Source organism: Thermophilibacter provencensis (genome assembly GCF_900128445.1).
Taxonomy (GTDB): Bacteria; Actinomycetota; Coriobacteriia; order Coriobacteriales; family Atopobiaceae; genus Thermophilibacter; species Thermophilibacter provencensis.
Genome location: NZ_LT671417.1, coordinates 2242535 through 2268856, shown reverse-complemented (window position 1 = coordinate 2268856; position 26322 = coordinate 2242535). Strand labels below are relative to the sequence as shown.

Sequence of the window (26322 nt, the reverse complement as noted above, 5' to 3'; positions counted from 1 at the left end):
GGGCTTGGGTCGTCCCTCCTGTCGAGGGCGCCCGGCCCGCCCTTCTCGCCTAGCGAGGGCTCCGGCCCAGCACGGCGGCGGGGAGCTCGCGCAGGCTTCCCAGCACTGCGGCGCACCTCTCGATGACCTCGGGCGTGGGGGTGGCCCACTCGGGCACGAGGTAGGTGGTCATGCCCGCTGCGCAGGCGGCGAGCGCCCCGTTGACCGAGTCCTCCACGGCGGCGCAGCTGATGGGGTCGATGCCAAGCCGGCTGGCTGCCTCGAGGTAGATGTCGGGCGCCGGCTTGGCGTGCTCGATCTGGTCTCCAAAGGTCATGGACGAGAAGAACGGCGTCATCCCGAAGCGCTCCATGAGGGGCAGGGCGTGCTCGCGGGCGGTGGAGGTGGCCAGCGCGAGCGTCATGCCGGCGTCCGCGAGCGCCCGGAGTGCGTCGAGCGCGCCCTCGCAGGGCTCGAGGCTCTGCTCGCGAATGACGAAGTAGAGATCGTGCTGGCGCGAGAAGAGCCGGTCGGTGAGGGCGGGGTTGCCGAACTCGGCGTCGATCATCGCTCGGGCGTCGGGCATGCTGCAGCCGACGAAGGCGTCCCAGATGCGCTCGGGGACCTCGATACCGAGGTCGGACGCCGCGCGACGCCATGCCGTCTGGCTCACGCGCTCGGTGTCGACGAGCGTTCCGTCCATGTCGAAGATAACCGCCCGGGGCGTCTGCATAGGGTTCCTCTCGCCTGAGTCTCGTTCGAGGCCGCATTGTATCGCAGGACCTCCACCGCGGACCTGACAAAGGTGACAGGGTCGTCTGTCATGAAAAACATGACAGACGACCCTGTCACCTTTGTCAGGTCGCCTGTGTCGGGCTAGAGCGCGTCGGCGCGCAGCGCCTCCACGAGGTTCATCGCGTGCGTTTTCCTGAGCGCGTAGATGGCGCTTGCGGCGAGGACGGCCACCACCAGGGCAAACGCCATGGCGATGTGCGCCCAGGGCACCGCGGGCGTGATCCCGCTCACGGAGAGCGACATCGCCTGCCACAGGAAGAGCTCCACGACGAGAGAGAGCAAGGCGCCGAGCGCGAGCCCGCGCAGCGCGTAATCGGCGCACTCCACGAGGATCATCCGCCGGAACGCGCGCTCGCCCATGCCGGCGGAGCGCAGCGCGGCGAACTCGCGCGCGCGCAGCATCATGCCCGAGGCGATGGTGTTGAAGACGTTGGCCACCGCGATGAGGGCGAGAATGGCGGCGAAGCAGTACAGGAAGACGCGCACCGTGAACGACACCGCGCGGGCGTCGCGCTGGACGGCGGCGAGGTTGGTGGTCCCGAGCGACTCCACGCCGGGCAGGCCGGTCGCGACGTCGGTCATCCCCCTCAGCGCCTGGGAGGCGTCGGCACCCTCGGCGAGGCGCGCGTAGAAGTACGCCCAGGTCGTCTGGCGACCCTGGCGAAGCGCCCCGAGGGCGCTCGCGGACGCGCGGACCGCCCGGGCGGGCATCACGAGCGTGGGGAACTGCGCGCGCATCTGCGCCGCCGCCACGGGAAAGTCCCTCCCGAGGTCGTCGGGGACCACGGTCGTGGGAACCTCCGCGACGACGCTCGCGACCTCGCTCACGGGGAGCTCGATACCCTCGGCGCCGTCCGACCCCGAGAGCGGCGGGTAGTAGGCGCTCGCCTCGTCGAGCCCCCAGGAGACGAGGGGGTCGTCATAGCCCTCCCTGCCCTCGAGGACGAGGAGCTCGACGGTGCCCGTCGTTCCGGCGGCTAGCGCCTGGCGCGTGCCGTAGCGAACCCCGTCGTTTACGTCCACGGTTCCGACGAGCAGGGCGGAGAGGCGCGCGGGGTCGGCCGCCTCGGGGGAGACGTGCCCTGCCTCCGCGAGCGCGCGCCAGGTGGCGTCGTCGACGAGGTGCACGTTCGCGGTGGCGATCCCGTCCGCGGCGACGGCGAGGCTGCCCGAGAGCTCCCCGCCCGCGTCCGCGGACGCGTTCCAGCCGAGAAGCCCTCCCGAGAGGCGCACGGTCGTCGACGACTCGCAGACGTAGGCGGCGCCCTCGACGCCGTCGAGCGCGGCGATCTCCTCGAGCGCCTCGTCCGCCCCGTCGAGGACTGCGGAGCGCTCGGGGGCCTCCAGCGCGTCGGATTCGTCGGCGGCCACGAGCTCGAGGTCGTAGCCCGTCATGGTGAGGGGGCCCGCGCCCGTCGCGCCCGAGAGCATGTCTCCCGTCACGCCCGCCGTCACGAGCAGCGCCACCGAGACGGCGAGGGAGACCACGGCCACGCGCGCCTTGCCCGCGCTGGCGGCGAGCGTGCGCCGCGCGAGGAACGCCGGGACGCCGCCGAGGCGCGCTGCGAGCCCGCGCGGCCTGCTGCCGTCCTCCGAGAAGTCGTCCATGGCGCGGCGACGGCGCGAGAAGGCGCGGCGCAGCCGCCTGCCCGGCCGGACGTCGCGCGAGCCGCGGATGGCGTCGACGGCGGAGACGCGTCCCGCGCGGAGTGCCGGCACCGCGGCGCTCACGAGCAGCGTCGCGGAGGCGAGAAGCACCGTGAGCCAGAGGCACCACGGGCGCACGACGAGCGTCACGGCGGTGTCGGTCCCCACGATGCGCGCCCAGCCGGTGCCGGTGACGGCGAAGGCGGCCGCGGCGCCCGCGATTCCGAGCGCCACGCCGAGCGGTATACCCACGAGCCCGAGCGCCCCCGCCTCCACGAGGACGGCGCCCCTCAGCTGGCGCCGTGAGGCGCCGAGCGAGGAGAGCAGGCCGAACTGGCGCGTGCGCTCCGAGACGGAGATGGTGAAGGCGTTCGAGATGAGGCTCACGGCGGCGACGACGATCACCGTCGCGAGCGTGGCCGCGAACATGCCGAGGCTGTCGAAGACGCGCCGGTCTCCCGTGAGCCCCTCGTAGGCGAGAAGGCCGCCGTTCAGGACCGTGGGCCGTGCGCCCGCGGCGGGGCGCACGGTATTCACGAGGGAGGTGAGCTCCTCGTGGCTCGCGCAGCTTGTCGAGAAGTACGCGTCGGCGCGCGTCGAGGCGGCGCCGCCCGTGTCGTCGGGGCTCACGTAGGCCACGGTGCCCGGGAGTGACCAGTCGGGCTCGACGAACCCGACGACGGTGTAGGAGCGCGGCGCGGAGACGCCATCGAGGGTCTCGGCGATCTGGACGGGCTCGACGTTGGGGGTGCCGTCGGGGTCGGTCCCCTCGATGACGCTCTGGTACATCACTCCGGTCTCCGCGCCGACCTCCTGGCTCGTGCCGTCCTCGAAGTGGGCGACGCGCCTGCCGAGGGAGAGCGTGACCGTGGAGCCCACCTCGATCGGCCCGTCCGCCGACACGCCCGCCTCCGTGCCGGGGAGCTCCGAGGCGCCCTCAGCGAGCTCGGCCCCCATGAGGCCGGAGTCCAGGGCTATCTCGCCGTCCCTCTCGGGGAGCCGCCCTGACGCGAGCGTGGGCGCGGGCGTCACCTCGTAGTCGAGGTCGCCCCTGGCGCGGGCCGTGCCGCCCTGCTCCTCGGGGAGCGTCAGCACCGAGAGGTAGGTGCCCCGGCGCTCCGCGTCCTCGGCGGAGAAGGGCGCGGCCCCGAGGTCCCGTCGAAGGGCGAGCCGGTCGAGCAGATCGCCGGCGGCGTCGCGCAGGGCCTGGAGCTCGCCGTCGTCGGTCTCCCTGAACTCCACCTGCCAGACGCCGCCGCTCTCGCGGCTCTGGTTGGCGAGGCCGTTCTGGAGGCTCGTCACGCTCGTGAGCACGGCCATGAGCAGGCCCGTCGCGAGCGCGATGCCCACAACGGTGACGGCGGTCCGCACCCGGTTGGCCGCGAGCGAGCGGAGCGTGTACCTCACGAACACGGACCGTGCAAAGGGGACAGGCACTTTTGCACGGCTACGCGTGCAAAAGTGCCTGTCCCCTTTGCACGGCCTGTTGGTCGCCACGGCTACCTCGCCCTCGTGTCGGAGGCGATGCGGCCGTCCTCGAGCGCTATTACGCGGTCCGCGGAGAGGGCGATGTCCTCGTCGTGCGTGATCACGACGAGCGTCTGGCCGAGGTCCCGGTTGGACGCGCGCAGGAGCGCCATGATCTCGGCGGAGTTGCGGGAGTCGAGGTTGCCGGTCGGCTCGTCGGCGAGCACGACCGCCGGCGCGTTCATGAGCGCGCGGCCGATGGCCACGCGCTGCTGCTGACCGCCCGAGAGCTGGTTGGGAAGGTGGTGCTCGCGCCCCTCGAGCCCGAGCGCGCGGAGCATCCCCACGAGGCGCCCCTCGTTCACCGCCCGCCCGTCCATGAGGACCGGCAGGCACATGTTCTCCACCACGTCCAGCACGGGGACGAGGTTGTAGAACTGGTACACGAGGCCCACCTCGCGCCGGCGGAAGACCGCGAGCTGCTCGTCGGTGCGCCGGAAGACGTCCTCCCCATTCAGGAGCACGGTGCCGGAGGTGGGCCGGTCCACGCCGCCCATCATGTGCAGCAGGGTCGACTTGCCTGAGCCCGAGCTTCCGATGATGGCCACGAACTCGCCGGCGGCGACGGAGAAGCTCACGTCGTCGAGGGCGGTGACGGCCGTGTCCCCGCTCCCGTACGTCTTGGTGAGGTGCTCCACCTGCAGGATGTCCAATCGTCCCTCCTCGGTTCCTTCTCGGTTGACCCTATGATGGCAGAGGATCCCGGCGCCGCGATGACGCGCGCGTGACGGATTCGTCACCCGGCCGTGCGAAGGGGGCAGCGTGCAAAGGGGACAGTCACTTTTGCACAGGTGCTTGTGTGCAAAAGTGACTGTCCCCTTTGCACGCTGCCCCCTTCGCACGCCTTGCACGCCGCTCGCGTCACACCGTGGCCCTGAAGAAGACGATGTCGAAGCGCGCCCCGCCGCCGGGCGCGTTGCCGGCGCGGATGGAGCCGCCCTGCGCCGTCACGAGGCTTCGCGCGAGCGCGAGGCCGATGCCCACGCCGGCGGGGTCGACCTCGGAGCCGCCCGGCACGGCCGCCGCGCCGGGAGCGGGGGCGCCGCGATAGAAGCGCTCGAACACGTGCGGGAGGTCCCGCTCGGGGATGCCGGGCCCCGTGTCCTCGACGCGCAGGCGGAAGGCGAGCGCGTCCTCCGTGCAGCTTACGCGTACCTCGCCGCCGGGGGGCGTGTGCTCGAGGCAGTTCTTGAGGACGTTCTCGAGCGCCTCGGCGGTCCAGGCGAGGTCCCCCTCAAAGCCGGCGCCCGGGCGCACGTCGCACACGAGCGCCACGTCCGCGAGGTCGAAGGCCACGGCGAGCGGCTCGGCGGCGTGCCGGACGAGCTCCGCTCCGTCCACGCGGGTCCGCGCGAGCCTCACCGCGCCGGCGTCGATGCGCGCGAGCTTGAGCAGGGACGAGACGAGCCACTCCACGCGGTCCTCGAGACGCTCCATCGTGCGCAGCCGCGCGACCTCCGCCTCGTGCCCGCCTGCGGCGGCGAGCCGGCCGCGCACGAGCGACGTCATGAGGCCGAGCGAGGTGAGCGGGGTCTTGAGCTGGTGCGATATGTCGGCCAGCGCGTCGGCAAGCGCGTTCTTCTCGCGTTCGAGGTCCTCGGCGGCGAGGGTGAGCCTGCTCCTCATCTTGTCGAGCTCGGAGGCGAGGATCGCGAGCTCCCCCTCGCGCATGCGCTCGAAGCTCACGTCGCGCCCGCCGTGCAGCACCTCGTCCACCTGCTCCGCGAGCCGCGCGAGCGCGCGGTAGCGGGCCCTGGTCGCGAGGAGCAGGACGGCGAGCAGCGCCGCCGTCGCGCACCCGACGCAGGCCGCCGCCTCGGCGCCCACGGCGAGCCAGGCCGCGAGCGCGCACGCCGCTCCCACGGCGAGAAACGCCGCGACGGTCCGGAGCACCTCGCGGTTCCTTCCGATCACGCCGCGCCCTCCCCGCCGGCACGGTACCCCAGGCCGCGGACGGTGACGATGAGCTGCGGGTCGGACGGGTCGTCCTCGAGCTTGTCGCGCAGGCGCTTGATGTAGACGGAGAGCGTGTTCTCCTCCACGTAGGCGCCCGCGTCGTCCCAGAGCGCCTCGCGCATCATGTCGCGCGTGACCAGCCGTCCCGCGTTCTTGGCAAAGAGGAGCAGCAGCCGGTACTCGAGCGCGGAGAGCGCGACCTCCTGGCCGTCCAGCTCAACGTGCGCGCGGTCGGGGTCGATGGCAACCCGCCCCAGGCGCAGCACGGTGCGCTCGGGGTGCGCGCGGCGGATGGCGGCGTGGATGCGGGCCACGAGCTCGCGCGGGCGGAAGGGCTTGGCCACGTAGTCGTCCGCCCCCATGGAGAGGCCCGTCACGGTGTTGAGCTCGTCGTCGGCCGCGGTGAGGAAGATCACCGGCACGTCGGGCGCCGCGGTCTTGATGGCGTTGCAGACCGCAAACCCGTTGCCCTCTGCGAGCGTGAGGTCCACGAGCGCGAGGGCGTAGCCCGCGCCGGGCCGGCAGGCGAGCTCGACGGCGCCCGCCTGGGTGGGGGAGGAGTCAACGACAAAGCCCTCGTTGGCGAGGAGCTCCGAGAGCCCCTCCACGATGAGCTGGTCATCCTCCGCGAGAAGTATGCGCTGCATGGCACTCCCTTCGTCACCTCAGAGTATAGGGTGGCGCTGCGCGTCCTCGCATGACGGTTTCGTCACGTGCCGCCGACGCCGGAGGCATGCCTGTCCGTGAACGGCATGTTTCCTGCCGGTTAGCGGTCGGGAACTATGTGGGAATCGTGGAGGTCCGAGCGGATGTTGCGCGCGCAACATGTCCGGGGTTCCTGCAAGCGTAAGGGGGAAACATGAACGGAATCGTCATCGTGCTCGTTGCGGCCGTGGTCCTGGTCGCCGGGTACCTGCTCTACGGCCGCTGGCTCGCGCGCACGTGGGGCATCGACGCCGAGGCCATCACGCCGGCGCGTCGCATGGAGGACGGGAAGAACTTCTCGCCCGCATCGTGCTTCACGGCCTTCTCGCACCAGTTCAGCTCCATCTGCGGCGCCGGCCCCGTCACGGGCACCATCGCCGCGATGATGTTCGGCTGGCTGCCGGTGCTGCTGTGGGTCCTCGTGGGCGGCATCTTCTTCGGCGCCGTGCACGACTTCGGCGCGCTCTACGCCTCGATGCGCAACAACGGCAAGTCGCTCGCCCAGCTCATCGAGAAGTACATCGGCCACACCGGCCGACGCCTGTTCCTGATCTTCTCCTGGCTCTTCACAATCATCGTGATCGCCGCCTTCGTCGACATGGTCGCGGGCACGTTCAGGGCGACCTTCGACGCCGCGGGCGCCGTCGACGCCGCCGCCTCCTATGCGGGCGGCGCGGCCGGCACCATCTCGATCCTCTTCACCTTCGTGGCCATCGCCTTCGGATGGATCAACCGCCGCTTCGGCCTCACCGGGTGGAAGGAGCTCCTGCTCGCCGTCGTCCTCTTCGTCCTGATGTTCGCCGTGGGCATGCAGTTCCCGGTCTACCTGGACAAGAACGGCTGGTTCGCCGTCATCATGGTCTACCTGCTCTTCGCTGCGGCCATGCCCATCCAGACGCTCAAGCAGCCGCGCGACTACCTCACCTCGATCATGATGCTCGTCATGATCGTGTGCGCCGTCATCGGGGTCTTCGTGCTCGGGGCGGGCGGCCAGGCCACCATGACTGCCCCGATGGTCGCCGACCTCGGCGCCCTCGCGTCCAAGGGCAGCTACGTCTTCCCGCTGCTCTTCGTCTCCGTGGCGTGCGGCGCGCTCTCCGGCTTCCACAGCCTCGTCTCCACCAACACCTCCTCCAAGCAGGTGTCGAGCGAGAAGGACGCGCTGCCCGTGGGCTATGGCGCCATGGTGCTCGAGTCCTTCGTGGGCGTGCTCGCCATCGTCTTCGCGGCGATCATGTTCTCCGACCTCAACACCGCCGGAACGGGCCTGCTCAACAACGGCGCCGCTGCGACCCCGTTCCAGATCTTCTCGCAGGGCGTCGCGCGCGGCATGACGGCCTTCGGCGTGGACTCCACGCTCGCCACCGTCTTCATGACGATGTGCGTCTCCGCGCTCGCGCTCACGTCCGTCGACGCCGTGGCGCGCATCGGCCGCCTCTCCTTCCAGGAGTTCTTCGCCAAGAGCAACGACGCGGCCGAGGAGGCCGGGGCGGGCGCCGAGGGCGCGGCCAGGTTCTTCTCCAACACCTGGGTGGCCACCGTGCTCACGCTGGCGCTGGGTCTCGCCCTCGCCTTCGGCGGCTACAACAACATCTGGCCGCTCTTCGGCGCGTCCAACCAGCTGCTCGGCGGCATGACGATGATCATGCTCGCGGTCTTCTGCAAGTGCACCGGCCGCAAGGGCTTCATGCTCTACGTGCCCGTGGCCTTCCTGCTGGTGAGCACCTTCACCTCGCTCGTCCAGAGCATCATCGGCTGCGTGAGCGCGCTCTCCGCGAGCGGCGCGGCCGTGATCGCCACCTCGGGTCTGCAGCTCGTCTTCGCGATTCTGCTCGTGGTGCTCGGCCTCATCGTGGCCTACAACTGCCTGCGCGAGCTCTTCACCAAGAGCGCGGGCTCCCTGCCCGACGAGGAGCCCGAGTGGTCCGAGCTCGGCCGGAGGAACTGCGGCGAGTAGGGCCCGTCGACAGCCCTCCCGCGGCCCCGTCGTCCTGGGACGACGGGGCCTTTCTCGTGGCGGGCCCCGCCTCTGGCCCCGGCTCGGGCCCTGTCGCGTTGCGGAATCCGGGGTCGTGGCAGCCTGCGGCGGGGGAGCGTTGCGAGATCCGGGGTCGTGGCGGCCCGCGGCGGGGGAGCGTTGCGGGATTCGGGCTCATGGCAGCGATTGCCCTGCCATGAGCCCGAATCTCGCAACGGAGGCCGAGAGACCCGCAGGTCGCCGTTCTTCTCGCCTGCCATAACCCCCCAACGGCGCAACGCCGCGGGCCGAGAAAATGCCACGACTCCCGATTCCGCAGCGGCCGGGTGGCCGCCGGGCGAGAAGGACCCGCGGCTCCAGGTCCTTCTCGCCGCGCGCGGGCGCTACTGGATCCCGGGGACGCTCGGGATCGTGGCGAAGCCAGCCTCGAGCTCCTCGTCGGAGGGCACGTGGTCCTCCATCTCGCCGCGGTTGAACCTGTCGTAGGCGACCATGTCGAAGTAGCCCGTGCCCGTGAGGCCGAAGAGGATGGTCTTGGCCTCGCCGGTCTCGCGGCAGCGCTCGGCCTCCCGCATGGCCACGAGGATGGCGTGGGCGCTCTCGGGGGCGGGCAGGATGGTCTCCAGCCTGGCGAACCTCTCGCCCGCCTCGAAGACCTCGGTCTGGCGCACCGCCACGGCCTCGAGGTGGCCGTCGTGCCTGAGCCTGGAGACGATCGGGCTCATGCCGTGGTAGCGGAGTCCCCCCGCGTGGTCGGGGCTCGGGATGAAGCCGTTGCCGAGCGTGTACATCTTGCAGAGCGGGCAGGTCTGGCCCGTGTCGGCGAAGTCGTAGGCGTAGCGGCCGCGCGTGAGCGAGGGGCAGCTCGCGGGCTCGACGGCGATGAAGCGCGTGTCGGGGCGCTCGCCGCGGAGCTTGTCGCGCATGAAGGGGGCGATGAGGCCGCCGAGGTTGGACCCGCCGCCCGCGCATCCGATCACGATGTCGGGGTACTCGCCGAGCTCGCGCAGGGCCTCGTAGCTCTCGAGGCCGATGACGCTCTGGTGCAGCACCACCTGGTTGAGGACGCTGCCGAGCTGGTAGCGGCCGCGGTTCTCGGGCACGTGGAGCGCGCGCTCCACGGCCTCTGAGATGGCGGTGCCGAGCGATCCGGAGGAGTCGGGGTGCGCGGCGAGGATCTTGCGGCCGGCCTCGGTCGTGGCGCTGGGCGACGGCGTCACCGTGGCGCCGAAGGTCTCCATGATGTTGCGGCGGAACGGCTTCTGCTCGTATGAGCACTTGACCATGAAGACGTCGAGGTCAAGGCCGTAGTGCGCCGCGGCCTCGGCAAGGGCGGTGCCCCACTGGCCGGCCCCGGTTTCGGTGGTGATGTTGGTGAGGCCCTGCGCGGCGGCGTAGTAGGCCTGCGCGAGCGCGGAGTTCAGCTTGTGCGAGCCGCTCGTGTTGTTGCCCTCGAACTTGTAGTAGATGTGGGCCGGCGTGCCGAGCGCGCGCTCGAGGTTGTACGCGCGGCAGAGCGGGCTCGGGCGGTAGACCTTGTACATCTCGCGCACAGGCTCGGGGATCTCGAAGTAGGCGGTCTCGTCGTCGAGCTCCTGGTCGATCAGGGCGTCGGCAAAGACGGGCGCGAGGTCGGCGTGCGTGGCCACGGCGCCTGATGGCAGCCGCATGGGCTCGGGCTTCCCGGGCATGTCGGCGCGCAGGTTGTACCAGGCGGTCGGAATCTGCTGCTCGCTGAGGTAGGTGCGGTAGGGGGTGGTGCCGGTCATGACGCGCTCCTTTCGTGGTTGCTTCTCGGCGCACAAGAAAAGGGCCCCCGGAGCTGAGTCCGAGGGCCCTTATGCACGCGCGAGTGGCCTCGTCAGTCCGAGAGGGGAGTCGTCCTTGTCCACCACCACGCGCCAGCGCCGGCCGCGGCCGGGGCGCCGAGAAGTGCGGTGTGCGCGAGGAGGGTCATGGGTCTCGTCCTTTCGGTGACGGTTGAGGGGAGCTTACCCGGCGGCTGTTTCGTGCGTGTTGCCGGCAGGAAACGAATCGGTCGCCGCGACGTCGTGCGGGGGCCTGCGCAGCAGGGCCCGGATTGCGCGCTCGTCTGGGTACGCGCGGGCGAGAAGGACGTGGAACCGCTCGCCGTGTCCGGGCTCCAGGAGGTGCGTGAGCTCGTGGGCAACGACGTAGTCCAGGCAGGCGGGCGGATAGGCGGCAAGCCGGACGTTGATGCGGATCCGCCCCGTCCCGGGCGTGCAGGAGCCCCAGCGCGTGGACATCGCGCGCAGCTGCCAGCCGGAGGCGCGTGCGCCCACGGCCCTCTCCATGCGCGCGGCGACCTCGGGCAGGCGGCGGGCGACCTCGGCGCGGTAGACCTCATCGGGGGGCGGCGCCCCCGGGCAGCGGGACGAGCCGGCCACAGAGGGGGACGAGCCCGTCTGCGGGCGTGGCCTCGGCCGCAGACGCCAGGCGCCGGTCGACGTGCCGGCGGAGCCAGTCGGCGTGCCCGTCGATGAAGCGCTGGGCCGCGGCGAGCGTGACGCGCGGCGGGATGGAGAGGTGCGCGGTGCCGTCCGCGCGCACGCGCAGGTTGAGGCGTCGCACGCGCCTGCGCTCGACCTCGACGGCAACGCCGCGCGGGCCTCCCGCGAAGAGCGTCCGCTTTGTCGGGTTCTTCTCCATGCGGGCATTGTAGCGCGCCGGGCAAGAGAGTGTCTCATGGCAGACGCCCGTTCATGACAGTTTCCCCGGTTATGACAGTTGCCCCGTTCGATTTTGTCAGGCGCCTTTCCTGACAGTTTCCCCGTTCGCCTTTGTCAACCTTTGTCAGGCTTAATTGCTATTCATTTTGTGTCATTTATGGGAAGGGAGGGGGCGGGGGTTCCGGGGCGCGTAGGCTCAAGGGAGGAACACGAGAAGGGAGACATGCCATGTCCAGCAATGATGTCCGGGTGACACACGGCGACGTCGTCGCAACGACGACCCCCGAGGCCCAGGCGGAGGTCGAGCGGGCCCGCCTCGAGCTCATGGCGGAGCTCTGCGCCCTCGGGTCCACGATGACGTCCGCGATGGACGCCGCCCCGGGCTTCGTCCCCTGCGGGCACGCCTTCGGTGAGCTCGTCGAGGGCCTCTGCGCCGTGACGGGGTCCGATGACGCGCGCGAGCTCGCGGCCGCCGGGGCGTCCGCGCGCGCCCGCGCGGAGCACGTGAGCGAGCATCGCGGCGTCGCGCTGGGGGCGGCGGTGTTTCCCATGCTCGACGACGCGCGCGCCGCGCTTCTGTTCGCCACGCTCCGGGGAGTCGCCGCGGACGCCCGGCGTGCGGCGCGCGTCGGGAGGTCGGACGACGGCGTCAACGCGTTTCTCGCCAACGCGCTCTCGGCGCTCGGGTCGGGGGCGGTCGACGACGACCTCCTGGTAAGGGCCGGCCGCGTGGCGTATGCCGCCGGGGCGCTCGTGGGCACGGCTCGCTAGAGGGGGGACGGGGGGATGCGGCCTCCTGCCATCGCCAGGGTGATGGTGAGGACGTCGCCGTCGAGGCGGGCGGACAGGCCCATCCCCTGGGCCTCGGCGAGCTTTGCGGCAACGGAGAGGCCGAGACCCGAGCCCGCCGTGGCGCGCGACGCGTCTGCCTGGTAGAACCGCTCGAAGAGGCGGTCGGCGTCGATGGCGGAGGGGTCGGGCACGGGGTTGGAGAAGTCCACGGCGACGCCGCCCCCCTCGCCCCCCGGCGCCTCCTCCGCCCGCGCGCTCACCGAGAGCGGGCCGCAGCCGTGCCGGAGGGCGTTTGCCACGAGGTTCTCCACGATGCGCGCGAGCGCCTCGGCGTCGGCGTCCACCATGACGTCTCCGCAGGTCAGCGCAGGCTCCCAGCCGCGCTTCTCGAACTCGGGATAGTGGCCCAGAAGGACCTGCTCGAGCATCGGGCGCAGGGCGACCGGCCCCAGATCGAGCGGGGTGTCGGGGTCTGTCGCGCGGGCGTACGAGAAGAGCTCGTCCAGAAGGCCTGACATCGCCGCCAGCCGCGCGTCGGCGGCGGCGAGCTGCGCGTCCCTGCGCGCCGGGTCCGCCTCCCCGAGCGCGAGCTGCAGGTAGCCGCGCGCGCCCGTGAGCGGCGTCCTGACATCGTGGCTGAGCGCGGTGAGCCCGCGCGAGAACTCGTCCGCCGCGCGCAGGGCCCCCACGCGCTCGGCGTCGGCGGCGTCGATCTCGGCGTTCACGGCGTCGACCATGCCGACCGTGCCCGGCAGGCGGCTCCCGCAGGTCAGCCGCGCGTTGCTCAGGCGCTCGCGCCGGGAGAGGAAGCGCGCCTGGCGCCCGAGCTCTGTGGCGTAGCAGGCAACGACGAGCGCAGCGCCGATCGCCAGGCCAAGCGCGAGCATCGCCACGAGCAGGAGTCCCTCAGCCATGTGGAGCCTTTCGTAGAGGTCGAGCCATCCGTCCATGGTAGAGCTCGCGAGCAGCCACCGCGCCGCGGATCGCAGCCAGCGGTAGAGCGGCTCGAGGAGCGCGTCCGTTGTCATGAGACGTCGCGGCGGGAGGTCGCGAGCGTCCCCGCGCCGGCGAGCACCGCGCAGAGCGGCACGCAGACCGCGAGGGCTCGGAAGGCGGGGGAGAGGCCCGTCGCGTCCACGGCGAGCATGTCGGCGGCGCCGTTGCCGACGGAGACGAGCACGGCGTAGGGCATCCAGGCGAGGGCCGCCTCGAGCGCCGGGGCCCAGCCGAAGCCGAGCGCCGAGTCAACGAGCAGCAGGAACGAGAAGAACCCCTGTTCGACGGCTGCCGACGTCAGGAGGAACGCGGCGATGAACGCAATCGCGCGGCTGCGGACGAGCTGCCCCACGAGCAGGACGGCGAGGGCGTAGACGCATGAGATGAGCCAGCCCTCGCCCGCCCAGGCGACGACCTGCCAGAGCGGCTCGACGTTCTCCACGGGCCGCATGGTCACGAGCACGCCGAGCCCCCCGAATGCGAGGTAGGCGACGAGAAGCGCGCCGGAGAGCAGGGCCGCGAGCAGGTACTTCTCGGCGTAGTATGCGGCACGACCGTGAAGGGATGACAGGAGCGTACGGTCAAAGCCGGCGTCGGAGTCCGCGCAGGAGAGGTGGGCCGCCACGAAGGGGGCGATGGTCGAGACGAGCGAGATCGAGGACCCGCGCCCGGCGAGGCGCAGCGCCCCGGCGCGCCCGGTGAGGCCGTCATAGACGACGCCGGACTCGAGCGGCCACCAGATGGTGAGGATGGCGGAGCCCAAGGTGGCGAGCGCGACGATGCCAAGCACCGCCCACGGCCAACGCGAGCGCAGGATGCGGTGGAGGTCGGACCTGAGCAGTGCCATCATGCGGCATCCCTCCTCGAGACGAGCAGCGCGTCGGCGGCGATGGCGGCAACGGCGAGCGGCAGGCAGACGATGAGCGCGCGCAGGGCGGGAGCCAGCTGGACGGCGTTCTCGGCGGAGAGCGTCGCCTGCGCGCCGGCACCGACCGCAGACGCAATCTCAGCAGGCAGCCACGGACCCACGGCGGACGTCACCGCGAGGAACTCGCCGCCGGCAAGCGCGTGCAGGAAGTCTATCCCGATGAGCAGGCCGCCCTCGAGCAGCCCCCCGGCGCCGAGCATGGCGAACGCAATGGTCACGCCCTCGCTGCGCGTGAGATGGGCAACGAGCACCGTGAGCACGACATAAGGCGCCGCGCAGAGCCACGTGCAGCCGAGCCAGGCCGCCACCTGCCACGCGGGCTCGGGGTTCGCCACCGGAACCCCGGAGGCCAGCAGGCCGAGAAGCCCAACCGCAAACGCGAGCACGGTCAGCGCGGCGGCAAGCGCCAGCGAGAAGACGCTCTTCTCGGCGAACCAGACCATGCGGGCGCGCCCGCCGAGAGACGAGAGTATCGAGCGGGCGAAGCCGATGTCGGTTCGGTCGCAGCACACGATCGACGTCAGGGCCGCGGCGAGTAGCTGGACGCCGCTCATGGCGAGCGCCGAGCCGGTGAGATTGTCGTAGCAGACGGGCCCCATGTTGGTCCAGCGCATCATGAGGGCGGGAGCAAGCGTGAGAAACACCACGATGGCGGCAACAGCCCAGATCCACCGGGAGCGCAGGACGCGGTAGGCGTCGGAGCGCAGCAGGGCGATCATCGTGCCTCACCGTCCTCCGCGTGCGAAGGTGCCTGTCCCTTCTGCACGCCCATGAGCTCGACGAAGTACTCCTCGATGTCGCGCTCCTGCTGGGCGAGCTCGCGGACCTCGACGCCGGACGAGAAGCACGCGGAGCTGACCTCGCCGAGCGCGGCGCCCGTCACCACGAGCGCCCCGTCCGGCTCCGCGCGGAAGGTCGCCTGCGGCAGCGCCTGCTCGAGCAGGGCGAGGCCGCGCTCGGGGGCGGCCAGGCGCACGCGCACCGAGCTGCCGCAGCGCTCGTGGAGCTCCTCGTCCGTGAACTCGGCGGCGAGGCGGCCGTCCGCGATGACGCCGAAGCGCGTGGCCACGCGGTCGAGCTGGTCGAGCACGTGGCTGGAGATCATGATCGTGACGCCGCGCTCGTGGTTGAGGCGCACGAGCGCGAGGCGCATGGCGCGCGTGGCCTCGGGGTCGAGCCCGTTGAACGGCTCGTCCAGAAGCAGGAGGTCGGGGCCGCCCACGAGCGCGAGCGCCAGGCCAAGGCGCTGCTTCATGCCGAGCGAGTAGGCCTTCACGCGGCGGCGGTCCGCGGGGTCCAGGCCCACGAGGGCGAGCAGGTCGTCCGCCACCTGGCCCGCGTGCGTCATGCCGAGCGCGAGCGCCTTGGCGACGAGGTTGTCGCGCGCGGTGAGGCTGGCGAGCACGCCCGGGCTCTCGATGAGCGCGCCGATGCGGGAGAAGCCCTGCGGGGTCGCGCCGCCGCGCTCCGGGTCGCCGAAGAGGATGACCTCGCCCGCCGTGGGGCGTGCCAGGCCGCAGACCATCTTCATCGTGGTGGACTTGCCCGACCCGTTCTTGCCCACGAAGCCGTAGATGTCGCCGGTGGCGACGGTCATGTCAAGGCCGTCCACGGCCAGCTTGCGGCGATAGCGCTTGGTGAGGCCGTGCGTCTCGATGACGTTCACGCTGAGCTCCTTTCTAGAGGCTGCCTCCAGTCTGGCAGGAGGGCCTTTAGAAACCATGAGGCAAGTCTTAAGAAAGTTTGAGGATGCGGCCGGAACCCGACAGAGGTGACAGGGTCAACTGTCATGAAAGGCTCATGACAGTTGACCCTGTCACCTCTGTCAGGTTTTGTCAGGCTCCGCCTCGCCGCCTCAGGCGAGCTTGAAGCCCATGCCCCAGACGGTCTTGACGTAGTCGTCCGTGCCGGTCTCGCGGAGCTTGGAGCGGATGTTTGAGACGTGCACGGCAACCGTGGAGTCGTCTCCGGCGAAGGGCTCGCCCCAGGCCAGCTCGAAGAGCTCCGACTTCGAGAACACGCGGTTCGGCCGGCGGACGAGCGCCTCGAGGATGTTGAACTCGATTCTGGTGAGCGAGACGGCGCCGCCCCGCTCGTCCCCCTCGCCGGGGGCCACCGCGAGCGTGCGGGCCTCCGGGTCGAGCTCCCAGCGTCGCCAGCGCAGCGTCCTGCCGTCGGGGGCGGGCGTTCCGCGATGGCGCAGCTGCACCTCGACGCGCGCGGCGAGCTCGTCGAGGTCAAAGGGCTTGGAGAGATAGTCGTCCGCGCCGAGGCGCAGAAGGTCCACCCTGTCGGCGGCCGTCGTGCGGGCGGAGATCACCACGACGGGCGTCTCGGAGCCGCGGGAGCGAATGAGGCCGACGAGCTCCTCGCCGGTGGCGCCGGGCAGCATGAGGTCGCAGACAACGACGTCGAAGCCGCTGCTCTTCTCGCCCGCCGAGCCCAGGAGGAGACGCGCCTCGGACCCGGAGAACGCCTGCGTCACGGCATGGCCGTCGCGGGAGAGCCTCGTCGCCACCACCTCGTTGATCGCCGCGTCGTCCTCTATGACCAGAACCCGTGCCATGCGCCTGACTCCTCTCGACCGCCCCCATTGTGCCAAATCTTCGGGCGGGCGGCGGCGGGAGGGCGCCGCGCGCGGCGCCCCCGCGACCGGGGTGTCTCCGCGGCGTCGATTGTGAGGCAAGGTCTGAGGGGAGGGTGGTTTGGGTACCATGAATGGATCTGCTGCCATTCCGGAGGAACCACATGCTCGAGCTCAATGACATCTGCAAGCGTTACGTCACGGCGGGCTTCACGCAGGTCGCGCTCGACCACGTCTCAGTGGCCTTCCGCGACAGCGAGTTCGTGGCGGTGCTCGGCCCCTCCGGCTCCGGCAAGACGACGATGCTCAACATCGTGGGCGGCCTCGACCATTTCGACGAGGGCGACCTCGTGATCGACGGCATCTCCACCCGCAGGTACAAGGACCGCGACTGGGACGCCTACCGCAACAACCGCATCGGCTTCGTGTTCCAGAGCTACAACCTCATCCCGCACCAGACCATCCTCGCAAACGTCGAGCTCGCGCTCACGCTCTCGGGCGTGGGGCGTGCCGAGCGCCGCCGCCGCGCGCTCGACGCCCTCGCGCGCGTGGGCCTCGCCGACCACGTGAACAAGCGCCCGAGCCAGCTCTCCGGCGGCCAGATGCAGCGCGTCGCCATCGCGCGTGCCCTCATCAACGACCCGGAGATCCTGCTCGCGGACGAGCCCACCGGCGCCCTCGACTCGGCCACCTCCGTGCAGGTCATGGACCTCCTCAAGGAGGTCGCGCGGGACCGCCTGGTCATCATGGTCACGCACAACCCCGAGCTCGCCCACCAGTACGCGACGCGCATCGTCGAGCTTGCCGACGGCCGCATCACGGCGGACTCCGGCCCCTTCGACCCGGCCACGGCTCCGCGCCGCGAGGCCAAGCATGCCCGGCGCACCTCCATGAGCTTCCTCACCGCGCTCGGGCTCTCCTTCAACAACCTCATGACCAAGAAGGGCCGCACCATCATGACGGCCTTCGCCGGCTCCATAGGCATCATCGGCATCGCCGCGATCCTGGCCCTGGCCAACGGCGTCAACGAGTACATCGCCAAGGTTGAGGAGGACACGCTCTCGAGCTACCCGCTCACCATCAGCAAGCAGAGCATGGACATCTCGGGCATGCTCTCGGAGGACGCGGGCCCGGGCGACGGCGCCGCCGCGTCCGAGGAGGGCGAGGGGGACGGCGAGAAGGACGGGGACGGGCAGATTCCCGAGTTCATGATGCTTACGGACATGTTCGCCTCCGTTGGCTCCAACGACCTCTCCGGTCTCAAGTCCTACCTCGAGACCAACCCTGAGGGCCTCGACGAGGACGTCAACGCCATCCAGTACGACTACGGCCTCACGCCGCTCGTCTATAAGGCGGACACCTCGGGGGGAGCGGTCCAGCTCAACCCCAACGCGCTCTCCACGGCCATGACCGGCGGCGCGTCCGGAACCGCCACGGCGGGCATGTCCACCGGCGGGATGTCGGTCTTCAACGAGATGATCGACGACCAGGAGCTCCTCGAGTCCCAGTACGACGTCGTGGCCGGACGCTGGGCCATCGCGGCCGACGAGTGCGTGCTCGTGCTCACCCAGAGCGGCCGCATCAGCGACTACACGCTCTACGGAATCGGCGTGCTCGACCCTGCCGAGCTCACGAAGATGGTGAACTCCGCGATGAGCGGCACGGCGGGCGACAATACGGTAGAGCGGGAGGACGTCGACTTCACCTACGACGACGCGCTCGGCCTCTCCTTCAAGGTGATCGCCCCCACGGACGCCTATCGAAGAAACGAGGAGACCGGCGGCTGGACGAACATGTCCTCCGACGAGCAGTTCATGGCCAGCGCCGTGGACAACGGGCTCGACCTGCACGTCGTGGGCGTGGTGCGCCCCAACGAGTCCTCCGACGCCAAGGCGCTCTCCGCCGGCATCGCCTACACCCCCGAGCTCACGCTCGAGCTGATGGACCGCGCCGCGAGCTCGCAGATCGTCCAGCAGCAGCTGGCAGACCCCGAGGTCGACGTCTTTACCGGCAAGTCCTTCGATACTCTCCAGGAGGAGGCGCGCCAGGGCGTGGACCTTGAGAGCCTCTTCACCGTTGACGAGGACAGGCTGCGCTCCGCCTTCTCCTTCGACACCTCCGGCCTCGCGGCGGGCTTCGACCCCTCGGGGCTCGACCTCTCGGGGCTCTCGGTCGACCTCTCGGGCGTGGCGGACTCCATCGACGTTGAGTCGCTCGTCGCGGGGGTGCCCGCCCCGGACTTCTCGTCCATCCTCGATCAGGAGCTCTCCGACCCCACGCTCACCACCGAGCAGCTCGAGGAGGTCGCGACCCTTGGCGGCCAGCTCGCGCAGGACTTCGTCGCGTGGTGGGGCGCGAACGCCGGCGCCCTCGACCCCGAGGACCCCGACCTCGCCCAGAAGGTGGTCGGGTACTTCGAGCAGTACCTCGCGACCGAGGGCGCGCGGGCGATCCTGGCCCAGATCGACGCCGTGGCCGGCCCCGCCGTCCGCGGCCGCGTGGAGGAGATCGTGCGCGGCTACGTCTCGAACGACCTCGCCCCCTACCTCCAGGGCTTCATGCAGAGCATGTCCTCCCAGATCGGCTCGGCCATCTCGTCCCAGCTCCAGGCCGCCATGACCCAGGTGCTCTCCCAGTACGCGAGCCAGGCCGCCGCGAGCCTCTCCAACCTCCAGGACGCGTTCTCGGTGGACGTGGACGCGCTCTCGAGCGCGGTGCAGTTCAACATGGACGCCGAGGACCTGACCTCGCTCATGGAGAGCTACGCCAACGCGAGCCAGCTCACCTACGACAACAACCTCCAGACGCTCGGCTACGCCACGCCCGACGACCCGGCGGCCATCGAGATCTACCCCAGGGACTTCGAGGCCAAGGAGCGCGTCATCGACGTCATCGACGCCTACAACGACCAGCAGCGCGCCGCCGGCAACGAGGAGGGGGTCATCACCTACACCGACTACATGGGCGTCATCATGGGCAGCGTCACCGACATCGTGAACATGATCTCGCTCGTGCTCATCGCCTTCGTGAGCATCTCGCTCGTGGTGAGCTCCATCATGATCGGCATCATCACCTACATCTCCGTCCTCGAGCGCAAGAAGGAGATCGGCATCCTGCGCGCCATCGGCGCCTCCAAGGGCAACGTCGCGAGCGTGTTCAACGCCGAGACCTTCATCGAGGGTCTCATCTCGGGCCTCTTCGCCATCGCCGTGGTGGTGGCCGTCTCGGTCCCGGTGAACGCCTGGGTGCTCGCGGACTACAACGTGGAAAACATCATGAGCCTACCCTGGACCTCGGCCGCCGTGCTCGTGTGCATATCGGTCGTGCTGACCCTCGTGGCGGGCCTCATCCCGAGCTCCGCCGCCAGCCGCCGCGACCCGGTGGAGGCCCTGAGGAGCGAGTGATGGAGAGCGCGCTGACAGGGACGATGCTGACAAAGGTGACAGGGTCAACTGTCAGGAAAGGCTTCCTGACAGTTGACCCTGTCACCTTTGTCAGGTCCCGTCACCTTTGTCGGCAACCTCCGCTGGCGTCCGCGCTATGCTTTCGGGGTGACGAGAGGAGCATCGATGCTGCAGCGAGACTATATCCTGGAAATCGTGGGTCAGTTCGTGGACGGCGTGAGCGAGGCGCTGCGCCGGGCGCTCGGTGGCGAGGCCGGCGCGTGCGAGGACGTTGAGTCGCAGGTGGCGGAGCTCCTCGAGCTCGACCGCGCGACGGCGCTCTCTCTCGCCCCCGACTCCCTCGTGACGATGATGGTTCTCTCCGGCATGGGCGACACGGTCGCCGCGTACGTGTGCTATGCGCTCGACAGGCTCTCGCGCGTCTACGAGGCGCGCGGCGAGGGCGACCTCGCCGGGCTCAGGCGCCTTCAGGCGCGCGCCGTTGCGGAGTCCTTCGACTGCGACCCCGCCGCGGTTCCCGCGGAGCTCTCCTCGCTCGACGCCGAGCTCTTCTCGTAGGGCGCCCGCCGCCCGTCCGCGCGCCATGCAGACGCGGCGACGGCCCCCTGCGGGGCCTGGCGTTGCGCGGCCGCCCTCGGGGGACGTAAGGTTGTGACGACGCGCCAAGAATGAGGGGGAGGCCAACATGGACAAGCTCGAGCGCCGCCAGGCCGCCGACGACGAGATGGGGGAGGCCGTCTACGTGCTTCCCGCGGATGAGCTCGACAGGCCCTCGGCCGCGTCCGGACTCTCCCTGCGCGCGCGGGCGGCCATCGCCGTCGCGCTCGTGGTCGTGGCCCTCGTGAGCGGGTTCCCGCTGCGCGAGCACTTCTCCGCGCCGGAGACCTACGCCGACACCATCGCCACCATCGACGAGAAGAAGGCAAACGTCCTCGGCCTCGTGGCGAGCTCGACCGCCCTCTCCGCCGCGATCACCGCCATCCCGGATGACACCGGGACCCCCGTCGCCGAGAAGCTCATGGAGGTCTCCGGGGACCTCGGCATCGTGCTCTCGGTCCTCTACCTCGAGAAGTACCTGCTCACCATCTTCGGCCTCGCCGCCTTCGGGATACTCGTCCCCGCCGCCTGCGCGCTGCTCGCCGCCGCCGTGCTCCTCGCCGGGAGAGTCTCCTGGGACGGGGCGCTCGCCCGGCTCGCCGCCAAGCTCGTGGCGCTCGCGCTCGTCATCCTCGTCACGATCCCGGCGAGCGTCGCCGTCACGCGGATGATCGACGACACCTATGCGGACTCCGTCGCCCCGGTCGAGGAGGTCGCCGAGACGCAGCCGGACGAGCAGTCGGACGAGGGCGGCTCTCCGCTCGACTTCATCCTCAAACTGCCAAGCATGGTGGCAGACGGGCTCACCAGCATCACGGACGGCGTCCTCGACCAGGTGAACGCCCTCATAGAGTGGCTCGCCGTGATGATCGTGACGTCCTGCGTGATCCCCGTGATCGTGCTGCTCTTCTTCCTCTGGGTGGCAAACGCCATCCTCGGGATCGACGTCAGCGCCCCCATGGGGGCGCTCCGCGGCCGGGCGCGGCGCCTCGTCCCCGCGCGGAGGGGTCGCTAGCCCCGCGTTGACATGCAAAACTCTGCATATTAATCTATCTGCAAAGTTTTGCATGTCGTGAGGGGAGAAGAACGTGGACGCGATGCCCATCGACGTGCCGCGCCAGGCGGGAATCTACGTGCGACGCGCCCGCGAGGCGCGGGACATGACCCGTGCCCGGCTCGCGGCGGAGTCGGGCGTCTCGGAGCGGCTGCTCGCCTCGCTCGAGCTCGGTGACGCCACGGGAATCCGGCTGGACAAGCTACTCGGGGTCTTTGGGGCGCTCGGGCTCTCCCTCACGGTGCAGGGGGAGGGGGTTGCCGCCGGCTCGGCGGGCGTCGCGCTCCCCGCGGTCGGAGATCCCGCCCCGCGACAGGCGCCCGTCGCCCCGTCGCCCCAGGTGTCCTCCTATGACGAGCTCTATCGCGAGATCGCGCGCGAGCAGGGAATCACCCTTGTCGGAGAGGGGACGTAGCCGTGGCCGTCGTCGATCTCCGCGTCCTTATCGCCGGCGTTCCCGCAGGGACGCTTCACCAGGACGGGCGCGGTCTGATGAGCTTTCGCTACGACGAGTCCTACCGCGGCGTCCCGCTCTCGCTCTCCATGCCCGTCTCGAACCGGACCTACGGGCAGGACGTGGTTCGCCCGTACCTCTTCGGCCTGCTTCCTGACGGCGAGCGCCAGCGTCGCGCCATAGGGCGCGAGCATGACGTGAGCGCCAACAACCCCGTGGCGCTGCTCGATCACATTGGCCTGGACTGCCCGGGGGCGGTGCAGTTCGTGCGTCCGGAGCGCCTTGGGGAGGTCGTGACGCGCACGGGGGAGCTCCGCGAGCTCGCGGACCACGAGGTCGCCCTGCGACTCAGGACCGTGCGCGACGAGGGGGACGTCACGTGGATGGGCATGGGGGAGCGCTGGTCGCTCGGCGGGAGCCAGGGCAAGTTAGCGCTTGCGGGGAGGGGCGGCAGATGGTACGAGTGCCGCGGTGCAGCCCCGACCACGCACATCCTCAAGAGCGGGGTGGCGGGTTTTCGCCTGCAGGCACTCAACGAGTACGTGTGCATGCGGTGCGCCCAGCGCTGCGGCGTCTCGGCCGCAAGCGTGGACTACCGCTTCTTCGAGGACGAGCCGGCGCTTGTCGTGGAGCGCTACGACCGCGTGGTAGACGCCACGGGCGCGGTGGCGCGCCTGCACCAGGAGGACCTCTGCCAGGCGCTCTCGGTGATGCCGGACAACAAGTACACCGCGGACGGAGGCCCTACGGCGCGTGACGTCCTGAGGCTGTTCGCCAGGACGGTCCACAGCAAGCTCAATCTGCTGCTCTTCTCCCACCAGCTCTTCTTCAACGTGCTCATTGGCGCGCCCGACGCCCATGCCAAGAACTACTCCGTGCTGCTCGGCCTGGGGAGAAACGCCGGCCTTGCCCCCATGTACGACGTCGCCTCGGGCCTTGCCTACGAGCGCATGAGGTGCCGCGCGCGTCTTGCCATGTCCGTCGGCGGAGAGAATCGCGTGGGGCGCGTGGGCGCTGGAGCCATCCGCCGCTACGCGGGCGAGGGCGACGCTGAGCTCGCGGGGCTGCTCGGCCGTGCGGGCTTCACGACGAAGTCGTGCCTCGCGCTCATGGCTGACCTCGCGCAAGAGGTCCCCGTTGCCATGGAGGAGGTGTTCGAGGAGTCATTCGCGCTGCCGGGCGCCGACGAGCTGCGCGAGCGGCTGCTCGGCCCGGTGACTGAGAACTGTCGGCAGACGCTGGCGCTGCTCTAGCCCGCGCGGCGCGGCGCCGCGGACGGCGCCGCCGGGTACAATTGAGAGTCCGGACACCCAGCGAGAAGAACGGGGGACCCGAGTCCATGCCCTACGCGAGCGTCGTGCTCGACATACCGACGCGCCACCTCGAGGGCGCGTTCTCCTATGCGGTGCCGCCCGAGCTCGCGGGCGAGGCCAGGACGGGCTCGACGGTCCTCGTGTCCTTCTCGCACCGCATGGCGGTGGGCTACGTGCTCGCCGTCTCCGAGGAGCCCCCCGAGGGCGTCTCGGCGCAGCGGGTCCAGCCCGTGCTCCAGGTCCTCGCGCCGCCCGCCTTCGACGAGGCGGCCGCCCGCGTGGCCATGTGGATGGCGCGCGAGTACGCGTGCCCGCTCTGTGATGCCGTGCGCCCGTTTCTGGCCCCGGGGCAGAAGCTCCGCGTGACGCGCGCTGCCGAGGACGCCCCTTGGGAGCTCCAGACCGAGCGCGCCGGCGCCGTGGACGTCCGCTGGGCGAGCCTCACCCCCGCGGCGAACGACTTCGTCCCCGCCAGGACCGCCTCGCGCCAGCGCGCGGTGATCGAGGCCCTGCGCCAGGGCCCGCAGCGCGTGGCCGAGCTCTCCGCCACCATCCCGGGCGCCACGTCCGCCGTGGCGGCGCTCGCCAAGAGGGGCGTCGTGGCGGTTGAGAGCCGTCGGCAGATCCGCGGCTCGGACGACACCACGCTCTCGTCCGCCGCGGCGCCGCGGCCCGAGCGCCTCACGGAGGGGCAGCGCCGCGCCCTTGCCGCCATCGACGAGGCGCGCGCCGCCGGCCGGGGAGACGTGGTGCTCGTCGACGGCGTCACCGGCTCCGGCAAGACCGAGGTCTACCTCGCGGCCATCGAGCGCGCCCTCGCGGACGGCCGCGGCGCGCTCGTCCTCGTGCCCGAGATCTCGCTCACGGCGCAGACCGTGGGCCGCTTTCGCAGCCGCTTCGGCGACGAGGTGGCCGTGCTCCACTCGCGCCTCTCCGCCGGCGAGCGCTTCGACCAGTGGGACCTCGTCCGCGCCGGTCGCGCCCACGTGGTGGTGGGCGCACGCTCGGCGCTCTTCGCCCCGCTCGCCGAGGTCGGGCTCGTCATCATCGACGAGGAGCACGAGGGCTCCTACAAGCAGGACAAGTCCCCGCGCTACCACGCGCGAGAGGTCGCGGCCCGGCTTGCCCGCGAGCGCGGGGCGGCGCTCGTGCTGGGGTCGGCAACGCCCTCCCTCGAGGCGCTCGAGCGCTGCCGCGAGGGCGGCTTCGGCGGCGCCCGCTGGACGCGCGTGGAGATGCCGGAGCGCCCCGGCGCGTCGGTGCTGCCGCGCGTCACCGTGGTCGACATGGGGGAGCAGTTCAGGGGCGGCGGGCGCTCGATCTTCTCGGCGCCGCTCGTGAGGGCGCTCGAGGGCGTCGCGGAGCGGCGCGAGAAGGCCGTGCTGCTGCTCAACCGCCGGGGCTTCGCGAACTTCCTCATGTGCCGGGACTGCGGCTGCGTGCCCGAGTGCCCGCACTGCTCCACGGCGCTCACCTACCACGAGCGCGGGCACCTGCTCGCCTGCCACACCTGCGGGAGGAGCTGGCCCGTGCGCGCCTACCCCGACCCCTCGACGAGCTGTCCCAACTGCGGGAGCCGCTACCTCGCCGCCTTCGGCGTGGGCACGCAGCGCGTCGAGGACGAGCTCTCCATGCTGCTGCCCGCAGACGTCGAGGTCATCCGCATGGACGCGGACACCACGCGCGCCAAGGGCGCCCACCAGCGCCTGCTCGAGCAGTTCGACGCCGCGGGGTGCGCGGTGCTCGTGGGCACGCAGATGATCGCCAAGGGGCTCGACTTCCCGGAGGTCACGCTCGTGGGCGTCATCAACGCGGACACGATGCTCAAGCTCCCGGACTTCCGCGCCGCCGAGCGCACCTACGACCTCCTGGAGCAGGTCGCGGGCCGCGCGGGCCGCGGGGAGCGTCCCGGCGAGGTCATCGTGCAGACCTGGTGGGCCACGCACCCCGCCATGCGCGCCGTGGCGTCCCACGACCGCTCCGTCTTCCTCGAGGCGGAGCTCGCCGAGCGCGCCGAGGCGGGATACCCGCCGTTCGGCCGCCTCGCCAACGCCGTCGTGTGGGGCCGCTCGGAGCGGGGCGTGCGGGAGGCCTCGGCCCGCCTCGCCGACGCGGTCCGCGAGCGCGTGGCAGACGCCCCCGGCTGGGAGGTGCTCGGCCCCGCCGACTGCGTCAGGGCGCGGGCGAAGGACCAGGTGCGCCGCCACGTGATGGTGAAGGCCCCCGTGGGGGCGGACCTCGGCGGGATGCTTTCCGCGTGTGCCGCCTCGCTTGGCCGCCTGCCGGGTATTAACATGGCAGTGGACATCGACGCATACGACATGATGTGACCCTCGGCGCCGGGGCCCAGAGCCCGGCGCCCGGAAGGAGGACCATGAACGAGCTCAAAGAGATCGTGCTCTCGCCCGACCCCCGCCTCTCCCAGGAGTGCGCCCCCGTCGAGAAGATCGACGACGAGGTCCGCGCCCTCGCCAAGCGCATGCTCAGGGTCATGTACGCCGCCGACGGCTGCGGCCTCGCGGGCCCGCAGATTGGCGAGATGCGCCAGATCGTGGTCATCGACGTCGACTACGCCGGGCGCGGGGGCAAGAAGAACCCGTACGTGCTCATCAACCCGCGCATCGTCGCGGCCGACGGGCCCGAGAGGGAGGGCTCGGAGGGCTGCCTCTCCTTCCCGGGCGTGAGCGTGCGCGTGAGCCGCCCCTCCCACGTGGTGGTGCAGGCGCTCAACCTGGACGGCGACCTCATGCAGTACGAGGCGGCGGACAACCTGCTCGCCGTCTGCCTCCAGCACGAGATCGACCACGTCCACGGCGTGACGATGTTCGACCACCTGCCGCCCATCCGCCGCGCCGAGGCGCAGCGCGAGTACGAGGCCGCCCTCGCCGCGGGCGCGCGCCCCGGCGACACCGAGGTGGAGTAG

General features: G+C 70.9%; 22 protein-coding genes. 9 read left to right on the top strand and 13 right to left on the bottom strand.

From position 1 onward, the window contains the following. Positions 1-49: 49 nt before the first annotated feature. From BQ7391_RS10265 to BQ7391_RS10245, 5 genes are all read right to left on the bottom strand, one after another. Positions 50-712 carry an HAD family hydrolase gene (locus tag BQ7391_RS10265; protein WP_075280521.1) on the bottom strand — a complete coding sequence of 221 codons (663 nt, stop codon included), beginning with the start codon at positions 710-712 and terminating at the stop codon, positions 50-52. Between the two features lie 143 nt (positions 713-855). Next, positions 856-3828, bottom strand: a complete 2973-nt coding sequence (locus BQ7391_RS10260; protein WP_129583959.1) for an ABC transporter permease — start codon at positions 3826-3828, stop codon at positions 856-858. 92 nt (positions 3829-3920) lie between these two features. Beyond that, positions 3921-4601, bottom strand: coding sequence for an ABC transporter ATP-binding protein (locus tag BQ7391_RS10255; protein ID WP_075280519.1), 681 nt, complete (start codon positions 4599-4601; stop codon positions 3921-3923). 208 nt (positions 4602-4809) lie between these two features. Beyond that, complete coding sequence (locus BQ7391_RS10250; protein WP_235858663.1) at positions 4810-5862, bottom strand: sensor histidine kinase; 1053 nt, start codon at positions 5860-5862, stop codon at positions 4810-4812. Beyond that, positions 5859-6551, bottom strand: a complete 693-nt coding sequence (locus BQ7391_RS10245) for a response regulator transcription factor (RefSeq protein WP_075280518.1) — start codon at positions 6549-6551, stop codon at positions 5859-5861. Before BQ7391_RS10245 ends, BQ7391_RS10250 begins: the two co-directional genes overlap by 4 nt. 212 nt (positions 6552-6763) lie before the next feature. On the opposite strand from BQ7391_RS10245, the gene BQ7391_RS10240 reads away from it, so the two are divergent. Next, complete coding sequence (locus tag BQ7391_RS10240) at positions 6764-8566, top strand: carbon starvation CstA family protein (RefSeq protein ID WP_075280517.1); 1803 nt, start codon at positions 6764-6766, stop codon at positions 8564-8566. A 404-nt stretch (positions 8567-8970) separates the two neighbouring features. Here BQ7391_RS10240 and BQ7391_RS10235 read toward each other — a convergent pair whose 3' ends face one another. The 3 genes from BQ7391_RS10235 to BQ7391_RS12540 all read right to left on the bottom strand — a co-directional run bounded on the left by BQ7391_RS10235 (position 8971) and on the right by BQ7391_RS12540 (position 11257). Then, a complete protein-coding gene (locus BQ7391_RS10235) occupies positions 8971-10356 on the bottom strand; it encodes a TrpB-like pyridoxal phosphate-dependent enzyme (RefSeq protein ID WP_075280516.1) in 1386 nt (461 codons plus the stop codon). A gap of 222 nt (positions 10357-10578) precedes the next feature. Beyond that, a complete protein-coding gene (locus tag BQ7391_RS12545) occupies positions 10579-10995 on the bottom strand; it encodes a M48 metallopeptidase family protein (RefSeq protein ID WP_075280515.1) in 417 nt (138 codons plus the stop codon). Then, positions 10952-11257 carry a YgjP-like metallopeptidase domain-containing protein gene (locus BQ7391_RS12540; protein ID WP_075280514.1) on the bottom strand — a complete coding sequence of 102 codons (306 nt, stop codon included), beginning with the start codon at positions 11255-11257 and terminating at the stop codon, positions 10952-10954. The genes BQ7391_RS12545 and BQ7391_RS12540 overlap by 44 nt, the downstream gene beginning before the upstream one ends. Positions 11258-11505: 248 nt before the next feature. Between BQ7391_RS12540 and BQ7391_RS10220 the strand changes: the two genes are divergently transcribed. After that, positions 11506-12048, top strand: coding sequence for a hypothetical protein (locus BQ7391_RS10220; RefSeq protein ID WP_075280513.1), 543 nt, complete (start codon positions 11506-11508; stop codon positions 12046-12048). Here BQ7391_RS10220 and BQ7391_RS10215 read toward each other — a convergent pair. The 5 genes from BQ7391_RS10215 to BQ7391_RS10195 all read right to left on the bottom strand — a co-directional run bounded on the left by BQ7391_RS10215 (position 12045) and on the right by BQ7391_RS10195 (position 16559). Beyond that, positions 12045-13097 carry a sensor histidine kinase gene (locus tag BQ7391_RS10215; protein WP_235858662.1) on the bottom strand — a complete coding sequence of 351 codons (1053 nt, stop codon included), beginning with the start codon at positions 13095-13097 and terminating at the stop codon, positions 12045-12047. The two genes, BQ7391_RS10220 and BQ7391_RS10215, sit on opposite strands and share 4 nt — an antisense overlap. After that, a complete protein-coding gene (locus tag BQ7391_RS10210) occupies positions 13094-13915 on the bottom strand; it encodes a hypothetical protein (RefSeq protein WP_075280512.1) in 822 nt (273 codons plus the stop codon). Before BQ7391_RS10210 ends, BQ7391_RS10215 begins: the two co-directional genes overlap by 4 nt. Next, positions 13912-14712 carry a hypothetical protein gene (locus BQ7391_RS10205; RefSeq protein ID WP_075280511.1) on the bottom strand — a complete coding sequence of 267 codons (801 nt, stop codon included), beginning with the start codon at positions 14710-14712 and terminating at the stop codon, positions 13912-13914. Before BQ7391_RS10205 ends, BQ7391_RS10210 begins: the two co-directional genes overlap by 4 nt. Further along, on the bottom strand, positions 14709-15659 hold the full coding sequence (locus BQ7391_RS10200; protein ID WP_075280510.1) for an ABC transporter ATP-binding protein: 951 nt from the start codon (positions 15657-15659) through the stop codon (positions 14709-14711). The genes BQ7391_RS10205 and BQ7391_RS10200 overlap by 4 nt, the downstream gene beginning before the upstream one ends. 189 nt (positions 15660-15848) lie before the next feature. Next, positions 15849-16559 (bottom strand): response regulator transcription factor, encoded by a 711-nt coding sequence (locus BQ7391_RS10195; RefSeq protein ID WP_075280509.1) that lies wholly within the window; start codon positions 16557-16559, stop codon positions 15849-15851. A gap of 182 nt (positions 16560-16741) precedes the next feature. On the opposite strand from BQ7391_RS10195, the gene BQ7391_RS10190 reads away from it, so the two are divergent. The 7 genes from BQ7391_RS10190 (at position 16742) to def (ending at position 26322) form a co-directional block, all read left to right on the top strand. Further along, positions 16742-19981, top strand: coding sequence for an ABC transporter ATP-binding protein/permease (locus tag BQ7391_RS10190; RefSeq protein ID WP_075280508.1), 3240 nt, complete (start codon positions 16742-16744; stop codon positions 19979-19981). A 165-nt stretch (positions 19982-20146) separates the two neighbouring features. Beyond that, entirely contained in the window at positions 20147-20539 is a 393-nt protein-coding gene (locus tag BQ7391_RS10185) for a hypothetical protein (protein WP_075280507.1), read from the top strand. A gap of 127 nt (positions 20540-20666) precedes the next feature. Then, positions 20667-21593 (top strand): hypothetical protein, encoded by a 927-nt coding sequence (locus BQ7391_RS10180; protein WP_083662196.1) that lies wholly within the window; start codon positions 20667-20669, stop codon positions 21591-21593. An 82-nt stretch (positions 21594-21675) separates the two neighbouring features. Next, positions 21676-22047, top strand: coding sequence for a helix-turn-helix domain-containing protein (locus tag BQ7391_RS10175; RefSeq protein WP_129584007.1), 372 nt, complete (start codon positions 21676-21678; stop codon positions 22045-22047). A gap of 2 nt (positions 22048-22049) precedes the next feature. Further along, on the top strand, positions 22050-23339 hold the full coding sequence (locus BQ7391_RS10170) for a type II toxin-antitoxin system HipA family toxin (protein ID WP_075280505.1): 1290 nt from the start codon (positions 22050-22052) through the stop codon (positions 23337-23339). 86 nt (positions 23340-23425) lie between these two features. Next, the gene (gene priA / locus BQ7391_RS10165; protein WP_075280504.1) at positions 23426-25729 is read left to right on the top strand and encodes a replication restart helicase PriA; all 2304 of its coding nucleotides are present in this window, start codon (positions 23426-23428) and stop codon (positions 25727-25729) included. 44 nt (positions 25730-25773) lie between these two features. Beyond that, on the top strand, positions 25774-26322 hold the full coding sequence (gene def / locus BQ7391_RS10160; protein WP_075280503.1) for a peptide deformylase: 549 nt from the start codon (positions 25774-25776) through the stop codon (positions 26320-26322).